The organism is Providencia burhodogranariea DSM 19968 (assembly GCF_000314855.2).
Classification (GTDB): Bacteria; Pseudomonadota; Gammaproteobacteria; order Enterobacterales; family Enterobacteriaceae; genus Providencia; species Providencia burhodogranariea.
On sequence record NZ_KB233222.1, the window covers coordinates 540,615 to 567,211 of the forward strand.

General features: G+C 36.0%; 15 protein-coding genes. 8 read left to right on the forward strand and 7 right to left on the reverse strand.

Features of this window, described 5'->3' with window-relative positions; translation table 11 throughout:
• Window positions 1-732 carry a pyridoxine 5'-phosphate synthase gene (gene pdxJ, locus OOA_RS02245; RefSeq protein ID WP_008910500.1) on the forward strand — a complete coding sequence of 244 codons (732 nt, stop codon included), beginning with the start codon at window positions 1-3 and terminating at the stop codon, window positions 730-732.
• Window positions 732-1,118: a holo-ACP synthase gene (acpS, locus tag OOA_RS02250; protein ID WP_008910501.1), complete on the forward strand. Its 387-nt coding sequence runs from the start codon at window positions 732-734 to the stop codon at window positions 1,116-1,118. The genes pdxJ and acpS overlap by 1 nt, the downstream gene beginning before the upstream one ends.
• Before the next feature lie 271 nt (window positions 1,119-1,389).
• Here acpS and OOA_RS02255 read toward each other — a convergent pair whose 3' ends face one another.
• Window positions 1,390-1,650, reverse strand: coding sequence for a YfhL family 4Fe-4S dicluster ferredoxin (locus tag OOA_RS02255; protein WP_008910502.1), 261 nt, complete (start codon window positions 1,648-1,650; stop codon window positions 1,390-1,392).
• 584 nt (window positions 1,651-2,234) lie between these two features.
• Window positions 2,235-2,681 carry a hypothetical protein gene (locus OOA_RS02260; protein ID WP_008910503.1) on the reverse strand — a complete coding sequence of 149 codons (447 nt, stop codon included), beginning with the start codon at window positions 2,679-2,681 and terminating at the stop codon, window positions 2,235-2,237.
• 151 nt (window positions 2,682-2,832) lie between these two features.
• On the opposite strand from OOA_RS02260, the gene leuE reads away from it, so the two are divergent.
• Both leuE and tadA read left to right on the forward strand, forming a co-directional pair.
• A complete protein-coding gene (gene leuE / locus OOA_RS02265) occupies window positions 2,833-3,480 on the forward strand; it encodes a leucine efflux protein LeuE (protein ID WP_008910504.1) in 648 nt (215 codons plus the stop codon).
• Between the two features lie 73 nt (window positions 3,481-3,553).
• Window positions 3,554-4,075: a tRNA adenosine(34) deaminase TadA gene (tadA, locus tag OOA_RS02270; RefSeq protein ID WP_008910505.1), complete on the forward strand. Its 522-nt coding sequence runs from the start codon at window positions 3,554-3,556 to the stop codon at window positions 4,073-4,075.
• Between the two features lie 338 nt (window positions 4,076-4,413).
• Here the strand turns inward: tadA and mltF are convergent, their stop codons facing one another.
• Entirely contained in the window at window positions 4,414-6,033 is a 1,620-nt protein-coding gene (mltF, locus tag OOA_RS02275) for a membrane-bound lytic murein transglycosylase MltF (protein ID WP_051040843.1), read from the reverse strand.
• A 441-nt stretch (window positions 6,034-6,474) separates the two neighbouring features.
• Here mltF and purL point away from each other — a divergent pair, with 441 nt between their 5' ends.
• Window positions 6,475-10,362, forward strand: coding sequence for a phosphoribosylformylglycinamidine synthase (gene purL, locus OOA_RS02280; RefSeq protein WP_008910507.1), 3,888 nt, complete (start codon window positions 6,475-6,477; stop codon window positions 10,360-10,362).
• A gap of 532 nt (window positions 10,363-10,894) precedes the next feature.
• On the opposite strand, the gene OOA_RS02285 is transcribed toward purL, so the two are convergent.
• The 4 genes from OOA_RS02285 to OOA_RS02300 form a co-directional block, all read right to left on the reverse strand.
• Window positions 10,895-11,689 (reverse strand): hypothetical protein, encoded by a 795-nt coding sequence (locus tag OOA_RS02285; RefSeq protein ID WP_008910508.1) that lies wholly within the window; start codon window positions 11,687-11,689, stop codon window positions 10,895-10,897.
• A gap of 365 nt (window positions 11,690-12,054) precedes the next feature.
• Window positions 12,055-14,382, reverse strand: a complete 2,328-nt coding sequence (locus OOA_RS02290; protein ID WP_008910509.1) for an NEL-type E3 ubiquitin ligase domain-containing protein — start codon at window positions 14,380-14,382, stop codon at window positions 12,055-12,057.
• A 721-nt stretch (window positions 14,383-15,103) separates the two neighbouring features.
• Window positions 15,104-16,918, reverse strand: a complete 1,815-nt coding sequence (locus tag OOA_RS02295; protein WP_236611163.1) for an NEL-type E3 ubiquitin ligase domain-containing protein — start codon at window positions 16,916-16,918, stop codon at window positions 15,104-15,106.
• 805 nt (window positions 16,919-17,723) lie between these two features.
• On the reverse strand, window positions 17,724-19,505 hold the full coding sequence (locus OOA_RS02300; RefSeq protein WP_008910511.1) for an NEL-type E3 ubiquitin ligase domain-containing protein: 1,782 nt from the start codon (window positions 19,503-19,505) through the stop codon (window positions 17,724-17,726).
• A 1,060-nt stretch (window positions 19,506-20,565) separates the two neighbouring features.
• Between OOA_RS02300 and OOA_RS02305 the strand changes: the two genes are divergently transcribed.
• The 3 genes from OOA_RS02305 to OOA_RS02315 all read left to right on the forward strand — a co-directional run bounded on the left by OOA_RS02305 (window position 20,566) and on the right by OOA_RS02315 (window position 26,306).
• A complete protein-coding gene (locus tag OOA_RS02305; protein ID WP_008910512.1) occupies window positions 20,566-21,090 on the forward strand; it encodes a fimbrial protein in 525 nt (174 codons plus the stop codon).
• Window positions 21,091-21,873: 783 nt separating this feature from the next.
• Window positions 21,874-26,058 (forward strand): EndoU domain-containing protein, encoded by a 4,185-nt coding sequence (locus OOA_RS19730; RefSeq protein ID WP_008910513.1) that lies wholly within the window; start codon window positions 21,874-21,876, stop codon window positions 26,056-26,058.
• The gene (locus tag OOA_RS02315; RefSeq protein WP_008910514.1) at window positions 26,049-26,306 is read left to right on the forward strand and encodes a MafI family immunity protein; all 258 of its coding nucleotides are present in this window, start codon (window positions 26,049-26,051) and stop codon (window positions 26,304-26,306) included. The genes OOA_RS19730 and OOA_RS02315 overlap by 10 nt, the downstream gene beginning before the upstream one ends.
• Window positions 26,307-26,597 lie beyond the last annotated feature (291 nt).

Genomic DNA, 26,597 nt, shown 5'->3' on the forward strand with positions numbered 1-26,597 from the left:
ATGGCTGAGCTTTTGTTAGGTGTGAACATCGATCATATTGCAACTGTGAGAAATGCGCGGGGAACTCAATATCCTGATCCTGTACAAGCTGCATTTGTTGCGGAGCAAGCGGGTGCTGATGGTATAACGGTGCATTTACGTGAAGATCGTCGTCATATTACAGATAGGGATATCGCACTATTAAAAGAAACCATTCAAACGCGAATGAATCTTGAGATGGCAGTGACGGAAGAGATGATTGAAATCGCGTGTCGTGTTAAACCGGCATTTTGCTGTTTGGTTCCTGAGAAACGTGAAGAAGTGACTACTGAAGGTGGTTTAGATGTTGCAGGCCAGCAGCAAAAAATAACCAATGCAGTCAAACGCCTCGCGGCAGAAGGTATTCAGGTCTCTTTATTTATCGATGCTGACCATATTCAAATTGATGCAGCCCAAGCTTCCGGAGCCCCTTTTATTGAGATCCATACAGGCGCTTATGCGGATGCAAGTACGGAACAAGAACAAGAAGTTGAGTTTCGTCGTATCCGTGATGGTGTTTCTTATGCCGCAGGTAAAGGCTTAAAAGTAAATGCTGGTCATGGTTTGACTTATCATAATGTCCAACGTATTGCTGTATTACCTGAAATTTATGAGCTTAATATTGGCCATGCCATTATTGGACGAGCACTTTTTAGTGGTTTAGCTGATGCAGTATCCGATATGAAAAAATTACTCAGGGAAGCGCGTGACTAATGGCGATTGTAGGTTTAGGCACCGATATTGTTGAAATTGCTCGGATACAAGGAGTAATGGAACGGACTGGGGATGGCTTGGCAAAACGAATTTTAACTGAAAATGAATTTAAACAGTTCCAGCAACAATCTCAGCCAGCCCGTTTTCTAGCTAAACGATTTGCAGTAAAAGAAGCAACCGCTAAAGCTTTAGGAACTGGTATTCGTAACGGCTTGGCATTTAACCAGTTTGAAGTGAGTAATGATCAACTGGGTAAGCCATTACTCGTCTTGAATGGTGAAGCTGAAAAGCTTGCTCAACGAATGGGGGTGACACATATACACGTTTCTATTACAGATGAGTGCCATTACGCATCTGCAACAGTAATTATTGAAAGCCTTGTTTGACGTGCAATAGTTTAAAAGCTGAAGTTGTGATTCAGTTGCTGGTATCAAATTAAGATATCAGCAACATGATACTGTATCCAGATAGTAAAATTTAAATTGTTTTGACAACATCAATAATCAAGATACGGTAGGTAATCAATAAAAATATTAGCGATGCGATAAAATAGAGGGTAGTTGCCTATTCTCGTTCATGTGCTCAATCGTATCTTGGAACTGGATATAGGATATTTGTTAACAATTATAGAAAACAGCTTATTATATTATTTATAACTTAAATTTTGTCAGCATGATGGATCATCACAAATTTATCCCATAGCTGCTCTTGTGTTTCAACATGCTGCGGGTCAGTGATGATTGTATTAGTAATAGGGCATACGGATTTACAGGTAGGCTTATCATAATGGCCAACACACTCGGTACAGAGGTCTGAATCTATCTCATAGATTTCATTGCCCATGTAAATTGCATCATTAGGGCATTCAGGCTCACACATATCGCAGTTAATGCATTTTTTAGTAATTAATAGTGCCATATCAATAATATTAGTTCGAAAAGATAGTTTTGGTAAGAAAGGTATGAAATTGTACACTGAATTGGAAATATTAAAAACTAAATTTTAAGCTATATATGATAAATATAGCTGATAAATTTTATCCAATTGATTTAAAGTGAGTGTTTTAGTGCCATTAAAGAACTAGCATTATATTATTGATTAGAAATATATGATTATATAATAGGGAAATAAATCAATGGTTCTTCAAATTGTATATATAGTGTTAACTCTATGCGTTTAATGTGTTGGTGGCTTAGCGTGCTATTTATTATAATATTTTATTTAAATTAAATGAAATTCATGTGTTATATATGTGAGGTGGAATTTAAAATAATAAATCAGCATCATGGTGAGTTTTTAATTGAGCGTGTTGAATAGTATTTTTTTTAGTGGTAATAAGATCTTTTAATTAAATTTAAAATAATCATAAGCTAGTGATTTAAAAATAGACTGTACAAGTAGACGTTCTCTATTTACACAGTCTATTAAAAGTTATGCATAAAGAGTGTTAATGACGTTTATATAATTATGGTAGCTAATATTTAAATTTAGCTACTATGTAATTAATAATCGGAATATTTGTGAATATCCCAAGCATTGTTTCGTGCGGATTGTGAATAGTAATATAGCTCATCTTTTAATATATAAAAAGTTGTTGCCTTTATACTACCTGCGGTATAGTCATATTTTCTTGTACTTTCAAGTTTACCATTTGAAAGTATTTTGAATAATTCGAGCTTTTTCGAGCTAATATTAATTCCATATAAATATTGCTGATTGTTATCGGGATCATAAATGACTTGTAGGAAATCATAAAAATCATCGAAAACTCCATCATCAATAGCTCCAGATGGATTAAGTTTACCATCAGTAGTGATTGGGCTAATAATAAATTTTTTATTTACAGATAATCCTAAAAAGAAAGTTTTTCCTCCAACATTATAAGTAATGCTAGATTGATAAAAATTAGTGAAAGTACCTTCTTGAACTAACACTTTTTTTATTGCCATGTTATTTTCCTCATTTTAATTGAGTCATTATTATATTTAACTTTGTTTAAATGAAAATAATGATTATTGTTAGATTGTTAATAATTATATATATAAGTATTCTAAAATAATAAAAAGTGTAATAATATTAAGAAAATTAGAGGGTTTAATCATGTTTGAAAATCTTGGTGTTTTAAGTTTCTGGACGTATTTAGCAGGCGTAGTTTTAGTTATCATTGTTCCGGGGCCAAACTCGCTATATGTATTAAAATCAAGTACATCTCATGGAACTCGTTCTGGTTACAGAGCTGTATTAGGCGTACTTACAGGAGATGCAATACTGATTTTTCTTTCCTTTATTGGTGTCGCATCAGTAATCAATGCTTCACCAACACTATTTATGATTGTTCGCTATTTAGGTGCGGCTTATCTACTTTATTTAGGAATAAAAATCATTTACGCCACATTTTTTCAAAAGAAATCACTTACATCAGGTTCTGAGCCCGCGGTGATCAAATCAGAAAAGCACTTTACTCGAGCATTGGTGCTTAGCTTGACAAACCCGAAAGCAATTTTATTTTTTATTTCTTTTTTTATTCAATTTATTGATTTTAATTACGCTAATGCGTGGATACCTTATTTAGTCCTTGCTTCTATTCTTGAGGTTATCAGCTTTATTTATCTTAGCTTGCTAATCTTTAGTGGTTATCTAATCGCACGGTTTTTACGTGAAAAACAAGTGCTCGCAAAGTTGGGTAATTGCACTATAGGCGCTCTCTTTATGGGGTTTGCAGCAAAGCTAGCCATATTTAGTCATTAACATCGGTGCTTTAAATTGCAGTCACGCTGCCAATTAATGGTAATATATGAAAAATGGTAAGTAAGGGGTTAGCGTGACACAAATAGAAATCGATGAGCATTGGATGAAACATGCTTTGGAATTAGCGAAAAATGCCCAAGATGCCGGTGAAATACCCGTTGGGGCATTATTAGTTAAAGATAATCAATTGATAGCATCTGGTTGGAATCGTTCAATTGAAAGTCATAATCCCACTGCACATGCGGAAATTATGGCGTTACAGAACGCTGGTCAGGCATTAAATAACTATCGATTATTGGATACAACTCTTTATGTCACGTTGGAACCTTGCATTATGTGTGCGGGCGCAATGGTTCATAGTAGGATAGGTCGCCTTGTTTATGGTGCTAAAGATTTTAAAACAGGCGCTTGTGGTTCTTACATTAATATAATGGATCGGCCGGGATTGAATCATTATGTTGAAGTAACAGGTGGTGTGTTAGAGGAAACCTGTTCAGCGATGCTCAGTGCCTTTTTTAAGATGCGCAGAGCTCAAAAAAAAGAACAAAAACAGTTATTGAATCAAGCTAATTGCGAATGTGCTAGCCAAAAATAGCAACAACTTACTCAAATTTATCAATTAATAAGGCTGTGATTGCAACATCGCCGGTAATCAAGCTTATATATTAGCCAACTTCAAGCTGCATTAAGTGTTCTGTTAATATAGTTTCATTCTCTGCTGCTTTAAGGTTTATTGCTCTTTATTGCTTATTTTTACTCTATGAATAGGTTGAATGTACATAGCTATCATGTCGTGTATTAACTAGTTTAAAAAACATCACAATAATTCTAAACAACAAAAGAAAAGTGCCTATTGGGTTTTATTAAAAGTGATTTCTCGCTTTATTGGGAGGAATTTAACTTCTTAGAGATGCAAATCTTATGCGTTTGCCGTTATTTAGCAGGCTCAGTTTGGTCTTGAGTCTGTTTTTCTGGTGTGATTGACAGTAAATATTGACCTAAAGGTATCTTGTCACGGGATGGTGATAGTGTTGAAAATTTATATTTAGATTGGAGTGATTGAATATAATTAAGGCTGATTTTTGGCTGTATTGCCGTGGATTGCTCCTTTTCATTCGTTATGTCCTGCGGGTTATTCGATTTGTTTTGTCCAGCGTCGTACTCCTTTTCATTACTTTGTTCCATCGATGGAAATATGATTAGTGACTTTTCAGCAATAGAAAGTGCTCGCTGCTTTTTATCTTGATTTTGTAAATAGCCAACTAAGCTTTGATGATAGCGACGAATATTTTCAACGTAACGATAAGCCTCATGGCCACGTGCATAACCGTAGTTAAGTTGAGAGTAATATTTTGGCTGAGTCAGTAAAGGAAGCCTTGATTTAACATCTAGCCACCGGTCAGGATCGCCACCTTGTAATTCTGTTAATTTACGGACATCTTGCATGTGTCCATACCCCATATTATAAGCTGATAAAGCAAACCAAATACGGTCATCATCTGCAATTGAAACGGGAAGGCGTTGCATCAAATATTCTAGGTAAGCTGCACCACCTTTTATACTTTCTTCAGGATCTAATCTATCCGCTATACCCATTGTTTCAGCTGTAGGTTTCGTTAGCATCATTAATCCTCGAACACCAGTTGGAGAGGTGGCGAGGGGATCCCAATGCGATTCTTGCCATGCAATAGCCGCTAATAGTTTCCAATCAAGCGCAGTAGCATACTTTTCAAACAGGGGTTGATAGCTAGGCAGCTTATTATTGATCGCATTAATAAAGGAAATGGTATCAAAATAATCAAATGACTCAACATGACTAAAGTATTTTTCATCAAGTCTTGCTAGAAGGTCTGCTTCATTGCTAGCATTGAAAAAATCAAGAAGGGCGGCATTTAGGCTGTCATCGTTGAGGCGTTTCATATACCAAGTTACTGCATGGTCGTCTACCAAATCTAACCCTACAGCAATTTCAGGATGGATACGTTGTTGTAATGCCACCGAGATAGAATCCTCTAAGGTATAGTCAATTAGGCCTTCAGCAACCATTTCTAGTAACTGGTTGGCGGTAAATGCGGTCGTTTCTTCCCAAGTTAAATTCGGGTATTTGTCAGTTAGTGATTTTAAGGTGCTAACATGTGCTGAGCCGGCAATGACAACGAGTCTACCCTTAATATCTTCAAAACTTTTCGGACGAGTGGAACCTTTACGGTAGACTAATTGCTGTGTGACATTAAGGTAACTTGGACCTGTTTTCATTTTTTGCAGCCTGTCTTTGTTATAAAGCAGTCCTGCAACACCAATATCCGCTTTTTCGTTTTCAATATCATTGAATAATAACTCAATGGTCGGTCTTATTGTGACAATGAGTGTGATACCAAGATAATCGGCGAAACTTTTCACTAGTTCATAATCAAAACCATGCAGATTTTTTTGCTCATCTAGGTAAATAAGAGGAGAGCTAATCGCGCTGACTCGCAATTCACCCCGAGAGATGATTTGATTGAGTTGATTATCTTGCGTTTTAGGCCAGCGGATATTGAGCCCAATAATCATGGCCGCTAAAAGCGCAATAATCACAATGAATAAATAGTTAGCTTTTATGTTATTCAAAAATATCTCGTGCGTAGTCTGATGTTGTAATAAGAAAATATTATGTCTGTCATACTTCAAGATGCATGCTGATTGATGGCATTTATAGGCCCGAATCACAGTGTTTCCTGCGTTCATCGGGATAGTTTCACTGGCTGCTTACATAGATTTTGAATTATTTTTGAGTATAAGTAATGGTTATATTTCCAGTGTTTGGACATTTTGCTCAACAATTATGATCAGTGCAACCAATATTATGATTTTTCACGTCTAATAATATTTAATGGTTTGCTTTATTTATACTCACGCAAACGGTTTCGTATTGATGCGCATTGCTTTATAATGTGCTCCGGTTCCCCTGCTTTAATGGTCAGGGCTGGCGTTTAAAAGAGAGAATTTAAGACTATGGAAATTTTGCGTGGTTCACCTGCTCTATCAGCATTTCGTATTACCCGCCTTCTAGCACTGTTTGCTGAAAAGCAGCTCCCTGTTACGGATATCTATGCTGAGTATATGCACTTTGCTGAACTATCAGCACCATTGAGTGACAGCGAGCAAGGCAAATTGCGTAGTTTGCTAAAATATGGTCCTTCTCTTGCAGAGCACGAGCCGTTCGGTAAGCTAATTTTAGTGACCCCACGCCCTGGAACTATCTCACCCTGGTCTTCTAAAGCGACTGATATCGCACATAACTGCGGTTTATCTCAGGTTGCAAGGATCGAGCGCGGTATTGCTTACTATGTGCAAGCTGGCGCTTTATCCCAAGAACAATGGCAAGATATCACCGCCTTGTTGCATGACCGTATGATGGAGACTATTTTTAACTCCTTCGAGCAGGCACAAGCACTTTTTGTTCATCATCAGCCTGCACCAATGAAGGTGATTGATATTATCACTGATGGTCGTATTGCACTCGAAAAAGCCAATACAGAAATGGGCTTAGCACTTGCTGATGACGAAATTGATTATCTCTTGACCTCTTTCACAGAATTGAAACGTAATCCAACTGACATTGAGTTATATATGTTTGCGCAGGCAAACTCAGAACATTGTCGGCATAAAATTTTTAATGCAGATTGGATTATTGATGGTGAAGCACAGCCAAAATCCCTGTTTAAAATGATTAAAAATACCTTCGAAACGACACCAGACTATGTTTTATCTGCATATAAAGATAATGCTGCGGTGATGGAAGGTTCTTCTGTTGGGCGTTTCTTTCCTCAACCAGAAGGTCGCACTTATCGCTATCATCAAGAAGATACACATATTTTGATGAAGGTTGAAACACATAACCACCCAACAGCAATCTCACCTTGGCCGGGGGCTGCAACAGGTTCTGGTGGTGAAATTCGTGATGAAGGTGCAACAGGACGTGGTGCAAAACCTAAAGCAGGGTTAGTTGGTTTTTCTGTTTCAAATTTACGTATTCCAGGTTTTGAACAGCCATGGGAAGAGGATTTCGGTAAACCAGAGCGCATTGTTACTGCATTGGACATCATGCTTGATGGCCCTTTAGGTGGCGCGGCATTTAATAATGAATTTGGTCGTCCAGCACTATTAGGTTACTTCCGTACATATGAAGAGCGAGTAAATAGCCATAATGGTGAAGAGCTACGTGGTTACCATAAGCCGATTATGTTAGCCGGCGGTATTGGTAATATCAGAGCAGATCACGTCCAAAAAGGCGAAATCTCAGTTGGTGCGAAATTAATTGTGTTGGGTGGACCTTCAATGAATATCGGTCTTGGTGGTGGTGCGGCATCTTCAATGGCTTCAGGGCAATCTGATGCTGATTTGGATTTCGCTTCAGTACAACGTGACAACCCAGAAATGGAACGACGCTGCCAAGAGGTTATCGATAAATGCTGGCAGTTAGGTGATGATAATCCAATTCTATTTATTCACGATGTTGGCGCTGGTGGTTTATCGAATGCCATGCCTGAATTGGTGAGTGATGGTGGGCGCGGAGGGCGTTTTGAGCTGCGCAAAATTCTCAATGATGAACCGGGAATGAGCCCATTAGAAGTTTGGTGTAACGAATCCCAAGAACGCTATGTAATGGCGGTTGCTCCTGAGCAATTGGCACTATTTACCGCAATCTGTGAACGTGAACGAGCACCTTTTGCTGTGATTGGTGAAGCAACAGAGAAACTTGAACTGCAATTAAATGACGAGCATTTCAATAATCAGCCTATTGATATGCCATTAGATGTACTTTTAGGTAAAACACCAAAAATGCTGCGTGATGTGAGCACTCTGAAGGCTCAGCCTGATACATTGGATAGAACATCAATCAGCTTAAACGAAGCAGTGAAACGAGTTTTGCATCTACCAGCAGTGGCCGAAAAAACATTCTTAATCACTATTGGTGACCGTACAGTAACCGGTATGGTTGCACGTGATCAAATGGTGGGACCATGGCAGATCCCTGTTGCTGACTGTGCAGTAACCACTGCAAGCCTTGATAGCTATTACGGTGAGGCAATGTCGATTGGTGAAAGAACGCCAATTGCACTACTGGATTTCGCCGCATCAGCACGTATGGCAGTCGGTGAAGCATTGACGAATATCGCTTGTGCTTATGTACAAGATCTTAAACGTGTCAAACTCTCAGCTAACTGGATGTCAGCGGCGGGTCATCCGGGTGAAGATGCAGGTTTATACCAAGCAGTTAAAGCCGTGGGTGAAGAGTTATGCCCAGCATTAGGTTTAACGATCCCTGTCGGTAAAGATTCAATGTCAATGAAAACACGTTGGCAAGAAAATGGCGAAGACCGTGAAATGACATCGCCTTTATCTTTAGTGATTACTGCATTTGGTCGTGTAGAAGATGTTCGCTTAACAGTAACACCTGAATTAAAAACCAATGTGGATTCTGCATTGATGTTGATTGACCTTGGCCAAGGTAATAACGCACTTGGTGGCTCCGCTCTTGCACAGGTCTATCGTCAATTAGGTAACAAAGCGCCAGATGTTCGTGATCCACAGCTTTTAGCAGGTTTCTTCACTACAATTCAGAAACTATTGTCGGAACAAAAACTGCTAGCTTATCATGACCGTTCTGATGGCGGATTATTTGTCACCTTAACTGAGATGGCATTTGCAGGTCACTGCGGTATCAATGTTGATATTAGTGAGTTTGATGAAGATATTCTAGCTGCACTCTTTAACGAAGAGTTAGGGGCGGTTATTCAAGTCAAAGCACAAGATAGGGAATATATTGAGGCATGCTTCGCTGAAGCTGGTTTGCGAGAGTGCTTACATTATTTAGGAACTGCAACACAAGAAGATGCCGTGGTAATCAATAGCCGTGACACTGTAGCTTACCAAGAGTCTCGTAGTACATTGCGCCAATGGTGGGCAGAAACCACGTGGCAGATGCAGCGCTTGCGTGACAATGAAGATTGCGCAGATGAAGAGCATAAAGTCAAACTTGATAACAAAGATCCGGGCCTGAACACTAAGCTAACCTTTGATATCGACGACGATATAGCAGCCCCTTATATTTTATCGGGTATTCGCCCTAAAGTTGCTGTTCTACGTGAGCAAGGTGTTAACTCGCATGTTGAAATGGCAGCAGCATTTGACCGTGCAGGTTTTGATGCTGTCGATGTCCACATGAGTGATTTACTTGCCGGCAATTTATCATTAGCAGGCTTCCAGACATTAGTTGCTTGTGGTGGCTTCTCTTATGGCGATGTATTGGGTGCAGGGGAAGGTTGGGCGAAATCGATTCTGTTTAATGCCCAAGTGCGTGACGAGTTTGCGACATTTTTTGATCGCCAAGATACATTGTCACTCGGTGTGTGTAATGGTTGCCAGATGATGTCTAATTTGCATGAGCTGATCCCAGGTGCTGAGCTGTGGCCACGCTTTGTTCGTAACCGTTCAGAGCGTTTTGAAGCACGTTTTAGTTTGGTTGAAGTTATGAATAGTCCATCATTGTTATTACAGGATATGGTTGGCTCACGCATGCCGATCGCTGTTTCACATGGAGAAGGTTTAGTTGAAGCCCGCAACCCTGCACATATCCAGCAGCTAGAAAATAATTCGCTGGTGGCACTGCGTTTTGTGAATAACTATGGTCAGGTAACAGAACAATATCCTGCTAACCCGAACGGTTCAGTTAATGGCATTACAGCGGTAACCTCAACTGATGGCCGTGCAACAATTATGATGCCACATCCAGAGCGAGTATTCCGTACGGTGAGTAATTCATGGCACCCAGAGAATTGGGGTGAAGATAGCCCGTGGATGCGTATTTTCCGTAATGCGCGTAAACAGTTAGGTTAAGTATTCGCTGAACGAAAATATGAATATTAAGCGCTAATAGTTTTAAACCTATCAGCGCTAATTTATATAAGTTGTATCTCTACCAAACTGCCAGTCGTATCTACGTTGGCCACACTTAGTTAAAAGCGGTTTTTAATCGAGCTTAACGGGCGATTTTTTTGCTGTTGGGGTTTGTTGTGATACTATTTTGACATGTTACATGTTGATATTATTATATTAATCAATAAACGTAGTAAAAAATAAATAGTAAAGATTAAACGCTTTGATATATCTTAAATTATTTAAAGTAAGGATTTTAAAGTTAACAAATCGGAAAGTAGCATTTTGATAAAATAATAAAGATGTGACATGTCACGTTTTTTTTGATTTTTAATTTAATCTATTGATATTGTTTATTATTTTAAAGTATAAGCAACAAATAATTCGAATGTTATGTGTTTTCACAAGATTATTGTGATGATGATATACAAAGCCATTTATAAAGCAAATGGCTGAGATTCTTATTCAATTAAGAGTAGCGATATGATTACATTTACTTAGCATATTTTAGTTGATAAGGCTTGGCTTTGGGCGCTCTTGATTCTGGCATTAAAAATTGAGTCTCTGCTTTAACAATTTCTCCATCTTGGTTTATTACAATAGAACCGGTATTATCAAGCATTTCTTGTAATCCATGGTCTTGATTAATACTGTATATAGCCTCGTGACCACCATAGGAAATGATAGGCCGATTAAGTATATTGGCGAGCTCCTGTGCCATAGCCTTTTTTTGGTTATTTTCAGCTTTTCCTGAATAACAGCAAATAAAATGAAGCGGTCGTTTGTCAGTCATTAATTCATTTAAATTGTGTTTTTCAATCAAAAAATTAACAAATTGAGGTAATGACATAAATTGCCCCGGTAATTTATTATCAATTATTTTCTTTTCTTTTTCTAATCCACTATAAACATAGATATACCCTTGGTTACTACCATGAATGACTAAGCCGGGATTATTTTTTCCCATAAAATTACTAATATAGCCCAGGTTTCTTAATTTTTTCTCTCCAACATGGTTAATAATTTCTTCCATATGGACAGACTTGTAGTAATCAACATGATTAGAATTATTTACTGAAAGATTTACTTGTGAAAGTTGATTTAGCCTATTATTAAAAAAATGAAACTTATCATATCCAACATTTAAGTATTTTTTAGATGAATTTTTAATTTGTAATATTTCTTTTGCAAATTGAATGTGATTTTTTGACTTTTTTTCTTCAGCAAGTTCGACAGCAATACGAACATTATGAAAAGCGAATGCTCTAATATAATTTATAAGTTTCATTTTTCCTCATGCTTATTTGTTGCAGAAATAGATGTTTTTTTAAATTAAAAGGTATGTTTTGAAAAGAACAATGATTTTTAATGTATTAGAATCATTATTATTGAATAGATATCCACACTGTAAAATATACTATGGCTGTAGGATTTAATTATTTATAATGTTAATTAATTCATATGGTCATTTCAATGCTATCAATTAATAGGAGTATAGACGATTTTGTTTGTGTTGTAAGATTTAGGAGGTTGATTAATAATAAATAATTATTTTAAATGCTGAAGTGTTTTATCAAATTTAATTTAATTTAAATTAAAGTGACCACTATTGGTTAGTCACTTTAATAACAACAATTAACATTTTATATTATGTTATATATCCCATTGCTGATTCAACAGTGATTCTTGCTTTTTATTTGCTAAAACTATTTGGGTTAATGGTGTGAAAATAGCTTTATCAATATTGTGCATCACTTTGACTCCTATCGCACGCTCGGCATCGGCATCGGCAATCAAACCACTGGCAGCGAGTTCAGCATTAATGCGATTCTGAAACTCGTTTTCATAGATGTCCATTTTTTTATCGCAGGCGTTTTCCCATAATGTTGGCTCAGTGCGCTCCACTAATTTTTGCCACGGGGCCCACTGTGCTAACCATTCGGGAAATTGCTGATTTTCTGCTGTTTTTACCCTTAATTCGGCAACGTTCAGGTCAGAGGCTGTGATACCGGAGACGCCGAAGAATCGCATTTCTTTCGCTGTATTGGTCAACTCAAGCGGGATGCGTAATTGGGTTTGGAAACCCAAATAGACTTCAATTTCATCAACAAAGTACAGTGTAGCTACTTTTTCTCTAGCGATATGTTCAAGCTGTTCTAGGCGGAACATTTCGCGTCCTGCGGTCACAAGCTCAGGCAATCTGTCATCATATTGACCGACTTCGATATTGTGAATTAATTCCACTTTCTGCATATCATTCCACGTCAGTGCAACCCGGTCCTCACAGCTTTCAGTTGCTCCCAGAGCAACGACAAAAGACGCTTTACGAAGTTCAGGTGAATCAGCTAATTGGGTCAGCCATTGTGCAACACGCTGTTTAAACATTGGGTCTTTTTTAGCGCTGCTGGTGTGTTGCAGGCGGTCAATAAAGGCGCTAAATGCCCCTGCGTATTCTTCATTAGTGATTGGTACAAATGTCGACATTATTTCCTGTTTATGTTCATCAGAAAACCAATAAGGCACGCTTTCAGTTAGTGGTCGTACAGGGCGCTCAGAAGTATATTGTGATGGCATCGAAAAGGAGAGGCGTAGACCCCGATAATTGGTATCATTATGGAATGCAAGAAAATTCTGAATTATTCGCTCTGATAGCGGGTTATTTCTGATATCTAGATTTCCAAAATAATCCCTCGGATAAGTGATGGATTCAGGCACTCGCGTTATTTGGTTATGAGCACATTGTAGCACTTCTAGACTAGCAGGAAGTTCAGGTAGTTCTGTTAGATGATTGCTGTTGACTTCAATTCTCATTATCGAAGCAGGTAGCGTCGGTAGGCGTTCTAGCGGGTTTCCGTTACAATATAACCCTTCTAATGCAGTTGGAAGTTCAGGTAGTTCTGTTAGGTGATTGCTGTTGACTTCAATTCTCACTATCGAAGCAGGTAGCGTCGGTAGGCGTTCTAGCTGGTTTCCGTTGCAATATAACTCTTTTAATGCAGTTGGAAGTTCAGGTATTTCTGTTAGGTGATTGCTGTTGACTTCAATTCTCACTATCGAAGCAGGTAGCGTCGGTAGGCGTTCTAGCTGGTTTTTGCTGCAATATAACTCTTTTAATGTAGTTGGAAGCTCGGGTAGTTCCGTTAATTCATTATAACCGACATCCAGACTTTCAAGTGAAGGCGGTAGGTTGCGTAAGTTGGTAAGTTTATTATTAGAATACTTTAGCGCTTTCAGTCCATTAGGCAGCTCAGGCAAGTTTACCAGTTTGTTATTACAACAAGATAATTCATCGAGTTCGACTGGCAGCTCGGATAAGCATTCCAAGTGATTGTCGTTGCAACATAAGACTTTTAGTCCAGTTGGAATAATAGGTAAGCAATTCAAGCTATTCTTAGAACAATCCAGTTCTTTTAATCCATTAGGCAGCTTAGGTAAGTTCACCAAAGGGTTGTTAGATGAATTTAATATTTTGAGTCCAGAAGGAAGTTCGGGTAGCTTTACCAATTTATTCCCAAAACAATTTAGCTCTTCAAGCCCAGCTGGAAGCTGGGGTAGCTCCGTTAGTTCAGTAAAAGAAATGGTTAATTTTTTTATATGGTCTGGCAATATAGGGATAGATCTCAGATAACGACCCGACAGTTCTAGGTGTTCTTCTTTGAAACTTAAGCACTTAAGTACAGATTGTAAAGTTTTTTGTCTGGCTTTCGCTTCGGTAGAATACGCTTGTCGTCCCCATTCCGTCCATATACTAGCACATTGTTCGTCATCACTTTGTTTCTTCATTGGAAGTGATTTATCTTTATTGTTACTGACTTTAATCTTGTCTCGCACTGCTTTTGATTCTGCTGCACTAACCTTTCGCACGCTTTTTGCGAGTGGATTAAAACGATTCGATAATGAATTGTTGGTATTTTCACTTGAATGTGATCTAACAGAAGATGTTGAACTATTATGAGGGGTAATATTTAAATTCCTAGGCATATTTATGTCTCCGTATAAATGGGGAAAGTATATTTAATGAAAAAAATTTAAAAATTCATCTTTCAGAGATTAGATTAGATTAGTTTAATTGGTAAATTAATGAGTTTTATGTTTGTTAATCAAATTGCTAATGTTCTGAAAAATGAGCATTAATTAATAAAAAACAGTAAGTATTTACTGTTTTTTATTACCATTGTTATTTTACATATATTTTTTAAGTAAAGTGATAGTTCATATATCAATACCAATGAAGTTATGAGTGATCTTTTAAATGTTTAGTCATCTCATCTACATGGTTTTCTATGTCAATAGGTGAATGTTTACTTTCATCCTATAGATATATCGAATAAATTAAGGTGTAATTGACTTCTAATCTATTTTATTTAGATTGTAAAATCTATAGGCTTGCTTATGAATTCACAATAAATCACCTTTCAAGTGATAAGGTTACTTATCAAAATTAAATTATCAATACCAACTAGTTTAATCATGAAGATTTAAAAAAAAAGTGACTTTTGATTTTTTAATAATTGAGTTTTTATAACGAATGAAAATTCTCATATATATATTCTCTTAAAGTAGCTAATATGGACTAGCCTCCTTAAGAAGGTTAATTAAGACTGAGGGTTTAATATTTATATGATATAGCAACAATAAATAACATGAATTTTAAGATTTATCATGTTTATCGTAAATTTATTATTTATGAAAACAAGTTATATTATATATTCCATTTTTTGTTCAACAGCGACTCCTGCTTTTTGTTTGCTAAAGCTTCCCAAGTTAGCGGTATGAAAATAGTTTTATCAATATCGTGCATCACTTTGATACCAAGTGCCCGTTCAGCATCAACGTCACCCATTAATTCACAGTCATTGAGTTCAGCGTTAATTCGGTTCTGATACTCGTTTTCATAGATGTCTATTTTTTTATCATAGGCTTTTTCCCATAATGCTGGCTCAGTACGCTCTATTAACTTTTGCCATGGGGACCACTGTGCAAACCATTCAGGAAATTGGTGATTTTCTGCGGTTTTCACTCTTAATTCAGCCACGTTAAGGTCAGATGAAGTGATGCCGGAAACATCGAAAAAATACATTTCTTTCCCTGTACTAGCCAATTCAAGTGGAATGCATAATTGCGTTTGGTAACCCAGATAAACCTCAATGTCATCAACATCGTGGAGTGTATTAACATTTTCCCTAGAAATTTGTTCGAGTTGATCTAGGCGGAACATTTCCCGTGCGTTAGCGACAAATTGAGGTAATTTATCGTCATACTGCCCATCTTCAATATTATGAATGAATTCTACTTTCTGCAAATCATTCCACATCAGAGCAACTCGATCCTCGCAGCTTTCGGTTGCGCCATCCGCAATGATAAAAGAAGATTCTCTGAGTTTCGGTGAATCAGCTAATCGATTCAACCATTGTGCAACCTGTTGTTTAAACATTGGATCTTTTTTCGCACTACTTGTATCTTGTAAGCGATCAATAAAAGCACTAAATGGTTCCGCGTTTCGTTCGTTTGCAATTGCTGAATATTTCGACTTTATTTCCAATTTACGCTCAACAGGAAACCAGTCAATAACGCTATCAGTTAAAGCGCGTATTGTGGGTTCAAAATTGTATTGGGATGCCATTGAAAAATATATCTGTAAGCCTCGATATTCAGGTAAAAAAGTCATGGCCTGTAAATTTTCACATGTTTGTTCAGATAAGGGATTATAAGCGACATTGATTAAGCCGCGAGTTAAACGATACACTGATTCTGGTAGGTGTGTCAGTTCATTATCTTGGCAGTCTATATGAGTTACGGAAGCTGGTATTTCAGGTAACTCGGTTAATGAATTATTGCTAGCGATAAGATGATTAAGCGAAAGAGGCAGCGGAGGTAGTCTTGTTAGATTATTATTATTACAAGTCAGCTCTTCCAAAGAGAGTGGAAGTGCTGGCAAAAAATCTAATTCATTGTCCGCACAAGATATTGCCTTCATTCCAGCGGGAAGTGCAGGTAAATCCTTTAAATAGTTAAGGTCACAATAAAGTGATATTAATCCAATAGGAAGGTTAGGTAGGCTTTCTAAGCAAGTATTTTCACAAGATAGTCCGTTCAGTGTTGAAGGCAATTCAGGCAATCTGACCAGTCTATTATTATCACAAGATAATGCTTTCAACTTAGGTGGAAGTTTGGGAAGGTTTACTAATTTGTTGTCATCACAATATAATTCTTCTAGTTTTTCCGATAACTCGGGTAAGCTTTCTAGTTTGGCATAGTTACAATATAGCACTTTCAATGTTGAAGGAAGTTCAGGCAACTTTTTTAGATGAGTATATGAGATATCCAATTTGGTGATATATGGTGGTAATAGTGGTAATGATGTTATTTCAAGCCCATAAAAATTAAGATGTAAGGTTTTATCATATAAGCAAGCACATAACTTTTTTAGCGCTATCTTTCTATCTTCAAATTCATCGGGGCATGTAATCAAAGCTTCATTCTGCCACTTTAGCCAAGTATCATGGTATTTCGGCATAAATTGTGTTTTCTTAAGTTGTTCTAAAGGGCGGCAGCTTATTCTCGGTTTTGAATCAATCTGAATTGAAACTGTTTCTACTTTTGATATATTCTGTGCAAGCCTTACGGTGTTATTAGAATCCTCATGATTCAGAGGTGAGCCAATAGAATTGATTGAACTATGATAAGTAGACGAATTAGGATAAATAGGCATATATAATCTCTATTTGAAAGTTACAATATATTTTTCATATGTTAAGTTGCGATTGTATTCAATAGGTAAACACGTTTGAATCACATAGTCACTCATACCCATCAGCACTTTTATCGGAAATAATTTCGTTTGTGCCAAGGGTAATTCGAAATTTTTTTTTGAATATTAAAATTTATTATAAAGTTTATATACTCGTCATACTTCAATCTAAATAATCGTGACTAAACTTAGCTAATTTAGTTATATGGTTCATTTATGCGCCACGCTTATATTCTCTTGTTGCCTATATTAAAATAATATAGAGTATAAATTAATGATAAAAAACTCTCTAACATTCTAATTTATATTTTAAAATTTATTAGACAATCTATATATTAATAATCAAGTATGTTTTTTTAGATTACAATAGAGTGTCAACGCTAAGTATATGAGTAAAAGGTTAATATTTAAAAATCATCTTATAATAATAGTTATTATATTCATATCTGTGAAGTTATTGATTTTAGACAGTTTGTGGTAGCCCCTCGTTATTAACGAGGGGGGGGTAAATATTATGAATGTTAAGTATGTTATGTCACTATTTAAAATTGACTTAGTTTAAACGAGATTGTTATATATTCCATGGTTTATTCAATAGCGCAGCCTGTTTTTTGTTAGCTAAAGTATCTAAGGTTAGCGGTATGAAAATTGCTTTGTCGATATCGTGCATTACTTTTATTCCTAGTGCACGCTCAGCATCAATGTCATCAGTTAAATTATTAGCATCTAGCTCAGCATTAATGCGTTTCTGATATTCGTTTTCATAGATGTTCATTTTTTTATCGTAAGCTTGTTCCCATAATGCTGGCTCAGTACGCTCCACGAATTTTTGCCACGGTGACCAATGTGCTAACCATTCTGGAAAATGATCGTTTTCTGCTGTTTTTACAGTTAATTCAGCGAGGCCAAGGTCAGATTTCGTGATACCAGAGACGTCGAAGAAGCGCATTTCTTTCGCTATATTGGTCAACCTAAGCGGGATGCATAGTTGGGTTTGGAAACCCAAATAGACCTCAATTTCATCAAGAAGGTGGAGTACAGATGTTTTTTCTTTAGCAATATGTTCAAGCTTTTCTAGGCGGAACATTTCGCGTGCTGCAATCATTAAATCAGGTAATTTATTGTCAAACTGACCGACTTCAATATTATGAATTAATTCCACTTTTTGCATGTCATTCCATGCCAATGTAATTCTGTCTTCGCAACTTTCGGTTGCCTCCAATGCAACAGCAAATGTTGTCTCGCGAAGAATCGGTGAGTCTGCTAATCTCGACAGCCATTGCGCAACGTGCTGTTTAAATTTCAGGTTTCTTTGAAAGCTACAGGTATCTTGCAGCCGGTCAATAAAATCACTAAATGGCTTGGTGTTTTTTTCGCGAGCAATTGTTGAAAATTTTGAAATTATTTCTTGTTTACACTCAGAAGGAAACCAGCTAATAACGCTGTCAATAAAGCTATGTGTAGTATGTTCAGAATTTCTTTGCATCGACATCGAAAAATAAATTAATGGGCCTCGATAATTGTTCTGATTAAGCATGGCATAAATATTTTGTATTGTTCGATCCGATAGAGGATTAGCGCGTAGATCTACTCTACCTTCCAATCTATTCAGGTTAGCTATAGATTCAGGTAGTGTTGTTATGTTGTTATCCATACATTGTAAAAAAATTAGTTGGCTAGGAAGTTCTTCAGGTAATTCATTTAACCTATTATTGGAAGCACTAATAGATGTTATTGAAGGTGGAAGCATGGGCAAGTATTGCAGGTAGTTATTGCTACATTCTAACAGTTTCAGTGTATTTGGTAGCTCTGGTAACTCAACCAGTTCATTACAACCAGTATAAAAATATTCAAGAGAAGGTGGTAGATTACGAATATTTACTAGATTATTCATATAACAGTTTAAAATTTTCATCCCATTAGGGAGTTTAGGTAAATTTAACAGGTTAGTTTTAGAACAATTTAATTCTTCTAGCTTATCGGGAAGGTCAGGCAAGATGACTAAATTATTCATTGAACAATTTAAAATTTTCAACTCACTTGGAAGGCGGGGCCATTCTATCAAGCAATTATAGGCACAATTTAATTCTGTTAAACCGTCAGGAAGTTCAGAGAGAGCAATGAGCCGATTCATCTCTACATTTAATTTCGTAATATGCGGAGGTAATATGGGAATAGAGCTCAGATTAAGACAACTCAAATCAAGGGTTGATTCTTTAGAAAGCAAACAACGCTGTAATGCTAATACGGCAAGCTTTCTGCTACTTTTTTCCTCTGCGGGTGCATTTTTTTTCCATTGTGTCCATTCTTTAAGATATCGATTTTTAGGCGTTTTTATCCATTTTGAAAACAATCTTATTATATTTAAATTTGTGTTTTTTTTGTTGTTGTTATTTGTACAGAAGACATGTTATTAACAAGTGAGTTAATATCTGTAGGCGAGTCTTGACTAAAAGGCGAGTTTTGATGGACGTCGTTAGAATAAGTTGAACTATGATGGGGTGATGTGCTGCGATTAATAGGCATAGGTCTGTTTGTTCCGAAAAGATTGTAATATATTCGTTATACTTTGAGCTGGATGACAAATGTAAAAAATACAATATATCGTTCAAGTAATAATGTAATTATAAATTAGGCTTATCCTAAAATTATAAGAGTGCATCTTAAATCATATATTTATATATATATGTTAGTAATGAATCGATTTTTTTTAGTTAATGAAATATGTGGTTAATATTGTTGTCATTAAGCTTTGGTTAATCAATAAATAAGTTAAATATTTTTATTTTATGAATTTTCATAATAAATATTCAAATTTTTTCATTGTTCTTGTTTTTTAGGTGATTTTTTTGTTGTGAATAATTAAAGTGAATAAATGTGAAGTTATCTGGTTCAGGTTAGCACTCGTTTTTGTGTCTTAATTTTTAACTTATTAAATGATTGGGTTTAGGTCATGTAAATTCAGAGTTTATCATTAGATTTTATGGATGTAATGAATTAAAGTTTTATTTCATTTTTTACAATATTAGATAAATCATATATCAATATCAATAGTGAAGGGCTTAAGCTCATAAGCAGTGAATAAAGTGCTAGATCAAAAAAAAGGTAATTTAGGTGATATTAATAACCTTAAAAGAAACAAAAATAATAATACATGAAATTAGTGGATTAAATAAGAAAAATTCAATTGATAATTTAAACTACATGTCTGCTTGGGTAGCGAATTGGTAATAGGAATGCTCTTTGTGTGATGGATATTCGGTTACCAAAGTATGGTGGCAAGATAACGATAAGCAGTGTAAAGACGATTGCTGATTAAGTAATAAAACTAGTTATTACAACGTGTTACATTGCCTTTTGAGTGATCGCGATTTTTAAATTAACATTTAATCAGTAACAAACAGGAAATAACGATGAATATTATGAATAACCGAGTTGGAATTTGTCTACTCTTAATATTGTTTGGCTATACAGCAACAGCAGCGTCAAGTGATACCACTGATAACACTATTGTTACAATAACAGGAAAAGCCATTGCAAATACTTGCTCTTTTGATTCATTAAATTCCGAATTAATTGATGTTACAGTCGCTGGAAAGATAAAGTGTAATAAAATCAATTCATTAGGATCAAGTGGCTATCATGAAGACGTTAAAAAGATAGAAGGGAAGGTTGAGGGTATTGCGAACACTGATGGTAGTAATGTGTTGAAAAATATCAATACATCGAATGCGGGGAAAGGCGTTGGGCTCTATTTGTATCAAAATGAAATTAGGGATAAAAAATTTGATCCTCAAGGTAGCATAAAGAAAAGCGATAACTTGACGAAAAATCAAGATGCTACTTTAATATTCCGAGCTGCTTATGTCGGAACTTCGGCCGCAGTGGTTGCAGGGAATATGCCATCAACAATGTCATTGATGCTGATATATATGTAATTTATATATTAATCCTTAAGTTATATTCTTATTCTACTTCAAATTGCATTGTGGTTGACTGTGCTTTAGTGAGCCGAACCTCGTCGTTTATCGATGTTTACCGTTTACTTTCTTTCATTGTTTACATTCTAATTGAATTATCTAGAGCACATGTGGAAATCAACCCGCGGAAATAAGGGGTTTAGAAAAATATATTTAATTTTTCAGAAAATATCATGTTTATAAAGTAACATGATTAAACTCTGAATGGCGATTTTATTAAATTAAAAACATAATGTTACGCACTTACAATGTGTGTTTATATGATGATTTCATGGCTATATAATGTGAATTATATTAATAACCTATATACTACTTGCAATCAACTTTAAGCCTAAATAATTAATTCATATTTAGATGGTTTAATGTCTATACTGCTGAAAATTAAGTTTAAAATCATTAGTTGATTTCTGGGGTAGAGAGTGGGTTACAATTAAATTAAAATAGAGATAGGTGTTGTGAGGAATATACTAAATATGTCAATGCTGAAGTTATATTTTTAGAGTTATTTTGAATCTAGGTTAGGGTAAGCGTATATTCATGAATTCGTTTGTTTCTATCATTGTATTCATTTTGTTTTTCCTGAATGTGTTTTATTTTGAAATTGAAAATTATTTTTTGCCGTTAATATTATTATAATGGATTATTGATAGGCCAATTTAACTAATAAATTGGTTTTTTATCATTTCTATATTTGGAGTGATTAAAACAATAGATCCATTTCTATAACATTAGGAATAACAAATGCCTAAAATAGATATACACCAAACGCAGTGGCGGCAGAGAATTGGTCATCATACTAATAAATTAGATCAATCAATAAAAGGTCAGCGTTGGCAAGATACTCGAATTAAAAATATTGCTAATCACCGTGGACTTCATTCAAGTAATGCACAGCAGCAAGCTCGTGCTCAAACATGTTTAGAGCTGCTTAGTATGTTAAGCACGATAAATAGAAGCGATTTTATTCGCGCAACGACAGGTGAAAATGCAAAAAAAGTCACGGCTCAAAATATCGTTTCAAATGCGTTTGCAAATTATAGATATGAAAAAATAGCTCGCGTAGTACATAGTGGCATGGAAGAAAATCGCCAATCATCAAAATCAATCATTCCCGCTGCAAAATACACGGATATTCAACAAGCTAAAGATACCACGTCTACATCAAAACTGTCTGTCATGGATAGTGTTAGTTCAGCATTGAGCTTTTTGACTAACAGCTTATCCGATCCGTTGAAATTTCCAATGGCACAAGCGCTACCGTTGCAGAATGACGCTAATGTTGCACACCCTGATCAAATTGATGAACATCAAGATAAAGATCTCACAATAGAAAGCAGTGAAGTTGAATATAATCCACGAGCTTCTTTACAATCAAATGATGCGAATAAAAAAATCGCTGAATGGCTGCAAACCGAAAATCGATTAGGAAGTGGAAACATAAGCAAAGAAGAGCTACTTTCTGCTATTGCAACCTATTTTTATGATGTGAAAACGAGTGGTGCTGTAGATGATACAAAAGTAACTACCATACTGGGTAAAAAAATTCTCGCGGCTGCAAACCTATACGGTGGGAAACAGAATGAACAAATTTCTAGCCAGCAGGCGAAATCTGCTTTGCGACACTGGATATTCGATAATATTTTAGGAATGTCACCTAAAGAATATATTGCGGGAAAGATGGAGAAGGATCACCATCCAGAAGATTATACGATTAGTAAAGCTAATCAGTTATTAACACTTCAAGAGCTGTATAACAATAAACAATTGTATCTAAATCATCTTCCTAGAGAACAATGGGAAAATTTGAATACAATGTGGCAATCTTTTATTAAAGAAGAGATGCCATTTCTTCGCTTATTTGATATCGAGTCAGTTAAAAATATGCGGCTGGATGACTATCAGTTTGCGCCATTGTATTCGGGTTCACAATTTTTAACCGATTTAGGTTTTAGCGCTTATACCCCTAAAGAAGCTATTAATGTAGGGGAATATATGTGGGATTTGGCCTTTGATGAGGGAATAACTGAAGATAAAATCAGTTATTTTTCAGCTCCAGCTCAATTTTTTATGGCTAGCCACTCTTCTAATCGTATTAACCGACAAGATGGTATAGGCAATATATTATCAGGTGCAGAGAGTAATTATCTACAGTATCGTCAGCAAGTGGAGGTTATGCATAAGGATATTAATCAAAAATTTCAAGATTATAGTTCGGCAGTTGCTGTATGGCTTAGTAAAGGTGAGCTAGCAGATAAGATTATTGATCAGTGCCCAACCAATGAGCTTCCAAGAAAAATAGTAGGATTAAAAAATAATATTGGAACACTAGAAAAAAATCGTGAAATAGCAGTAGAACATGCTAAACAACTTTATCTAAATAATATTGATAAACCTTGCGATAATGCGCCTGATAGATTAAATGATGAATATCGAAAGCTAACCTCTAATGTTGCTGACCGCTATCGTGAAATTGATAAATATCTCATTCGCTCAGAGTTAGAAGCCTTACCTCAACAAGAATATGACTTTATTACAGCTCCCGATGCCGATGTGTGTCTAGGGGGGATTAGTATGAGTACCAGCAGAGGAACTTGGTCTGCATACAACCATGCTTATAATGACGATATTAATATTTCGTTATTAAAAACAGACCTTATTTCAGTAAAACGAGATAATAAAGAGCGCATTTATGCCTTAAAAGGGATCCATGAGGGGACGGAGGGCTATAAGATCTTCCGTGTGGATCGCGATATTCATCGCTATATTGATAATGGTCTTTTAGATTATAACTATTTCGGCAATAACCTGGTTGTAACGGACTCGAAAATTGAAAGCCCTAGCGATACCTTCAGATATACCATTTTTACTGATAATCAAAAAAATCTCGGCGAACGCGGAGATACACAATCATTTATAGATGCGTTAAGTGATATTCATCGTAATAAAATTTACAACGGCCTCGATGCATCGGGTGATGATAAATCAGATATTCAAAAAACCTGGTATGCTATCAAGCATATTATTCCATTCTATGATTGTGTTGAAGGAGTGATAAATAATAATCCTGTACAAGCAGTCCCTTCTTGCCTAATGGATGCAGTAGCATTTATTCCTGTTTTTGGTCAAGCGGCCAGTTTAAGTAGTAAATTTGGTATGGGATTAATGCGAGGCCTTCGTTATGGAGCACGAACTGTAGGAAAAGGGTCGTTATCACCAATAGTAAAAAATACGCTAAGAGAAATCTCACTACCCACTATTACAGAGTTGGGAGCATTAAGTAAGGGAGCACTGCGAGCAGTTGATCCTGGTTTTGAATTATTAACTCGAGGAAGCCAAAAATTAGGCCATTTCCTTGTTAAACAATTAATGGCCGATGCAAAAACAGTTAATTTAGGGAGAAAAATAACGGTATCTGGGGTTGTCAATAATTTACCTTCAGCATTGCCAATTACTCATAAAGTTGCTTTATTACCAAATTCAGAAATACGCACGCCAATACAGGAGATAGACAAAATAGGCGGGCAAGAAATCTATGTTCGTATTAACCCTGAAACAGGTGAACTGTTTGGCAAGCGATATACTCTTAATTCTCATAATCAACTTGTGGAACAAATAGCATTTGAATCTCCACTTCAAGCTCCTTTTTCAATAAAAACAAAATCTTTTTATTATCCAATACTAAATAAATACATAAATGTGGCACCTAGTGGTATAGATAATGGACAACAAATATGGCAGCAGTTGAGCCCTGACAGAACCAAGTATATTGGACGGAAATACGTCATTAATTCTGCGGGTAAACTCGAGAACCAGCCTCTTTCTTTTAAAGAGCGTATGTACAACTTAAAAACAGAAGGTCTAGGTGGAAAGGGAGCAAATAAGGCTGCGAAGCAATGGAAGGATCCCGGTTTTAATAAAAAACCGGATTTAACAATACTCGAAAAAAGTACTCTGGAGCAAATTTCTGCTACTGCTGCACGAAAAATGGGCGATTTACTTCAATTGGAGAAAGGCGCGCTTTATCATGTTGGTAAGCAATATTATCTCAAATACAATAATAAATATTATGCAGCGGAGGTTGATTCATCTCTCGACCATATCACTATTTATTCTCAATCGCCCAAAGATAACCTTATTAGCAGCCTACCCGGTAGTAGCCAAACACAAAATCGTGTGAAAATCATGGAAGGAGAGCTGTTTGAAGGCCAGATCGATAAAGTGTATCTCACACCGGGAAGTCCAGAAGAACAGATATTAAAAGAAGCAAGTGATAGCCTAGGTAATAAAGGAATTATTATTACAGAACAACTCGCCAAGATATTGGAAGGCCAAGCAGGGCTGGGACTTTCAGTTCAAAAGGCGACAGAGATCACGCCAATTAATGGATTAACGGGAGTATTTGTCAAAACAGGAAGCCATGATTATTACATTAGACACAAAGACCGATTTTACTTAATAAAATCAACAGATACTGAGAATAAGGTATTTATTTATGATTCTGAGGGGAAAAGTTCTTTTGCTTCATTAACTAAAGCAAATTTTAGACCCAAAAATGATTATAAAAAAATTCTACCAGATAATATCAGACAACATATATTGCATGGCGATCAGGCTGGTGGTGGGCATTTGTTTCCAGGTCAGCAGGGTAAATCAATATTTCCAGAAAACTGGAATGCGGAGAAAGTCATTAATCAAATAGGTGACATTGCAACATCATCGACAACCAAATGGTATGCCGAAACTGAGGGGTTATATACAAAAACAAAAGCTAAAGTAAGATGGACTGCTTGGGAAGTTCGGGATAAAGTTAGGATCAAAGTTATTTATGAACCTGCCAATGGGATTGTTATTACTGCGTTTCCAAATAACGCTCAAGTACCCGCTCATTTAAAAGTAGTCGATAAGGAGAGCCATAAATGGATATAAAAACTAAAATAAGCAGGTTTGGTGAAGGTTTAAAAGGTCGTTTAGAACCATCAATTATTGATTACGATTTAGAGTATATTGGTAACAATGAAATTGTTTTGGCATTCGAAATGTTGTGTGACCATATAGCGAATTATAACGTTAAACTTAGGCAAGATGAATATAATCAAATCATTTGTATAGTTAATGAGCTAAAACTAGATTTAAACGAAAGATACCAATATATTAATCCAGAAAGAAATCCATAGAACCTATAAATAAATTTTTAAAACCCCCAGTCTCATCAGGCTGGGATCTCACCTTAGCTGTTCATTTTAATATCATAATCAGTCGGCATTATGATATTAACCTATCTCAGAACGATTAAATTAGCTATTTTCCATTCGGATATATGTAAGATTGAGTCTATGAAATCTAAATATAACTGTCTTATTTCAACAAAAGCAGATAATAAGCCAAAAAATAATGACAAATAGTGCTATATCAAAGCATTATTTTCTATAAATTATGAAAGTAAGGTTCACAATTACTCATAATAT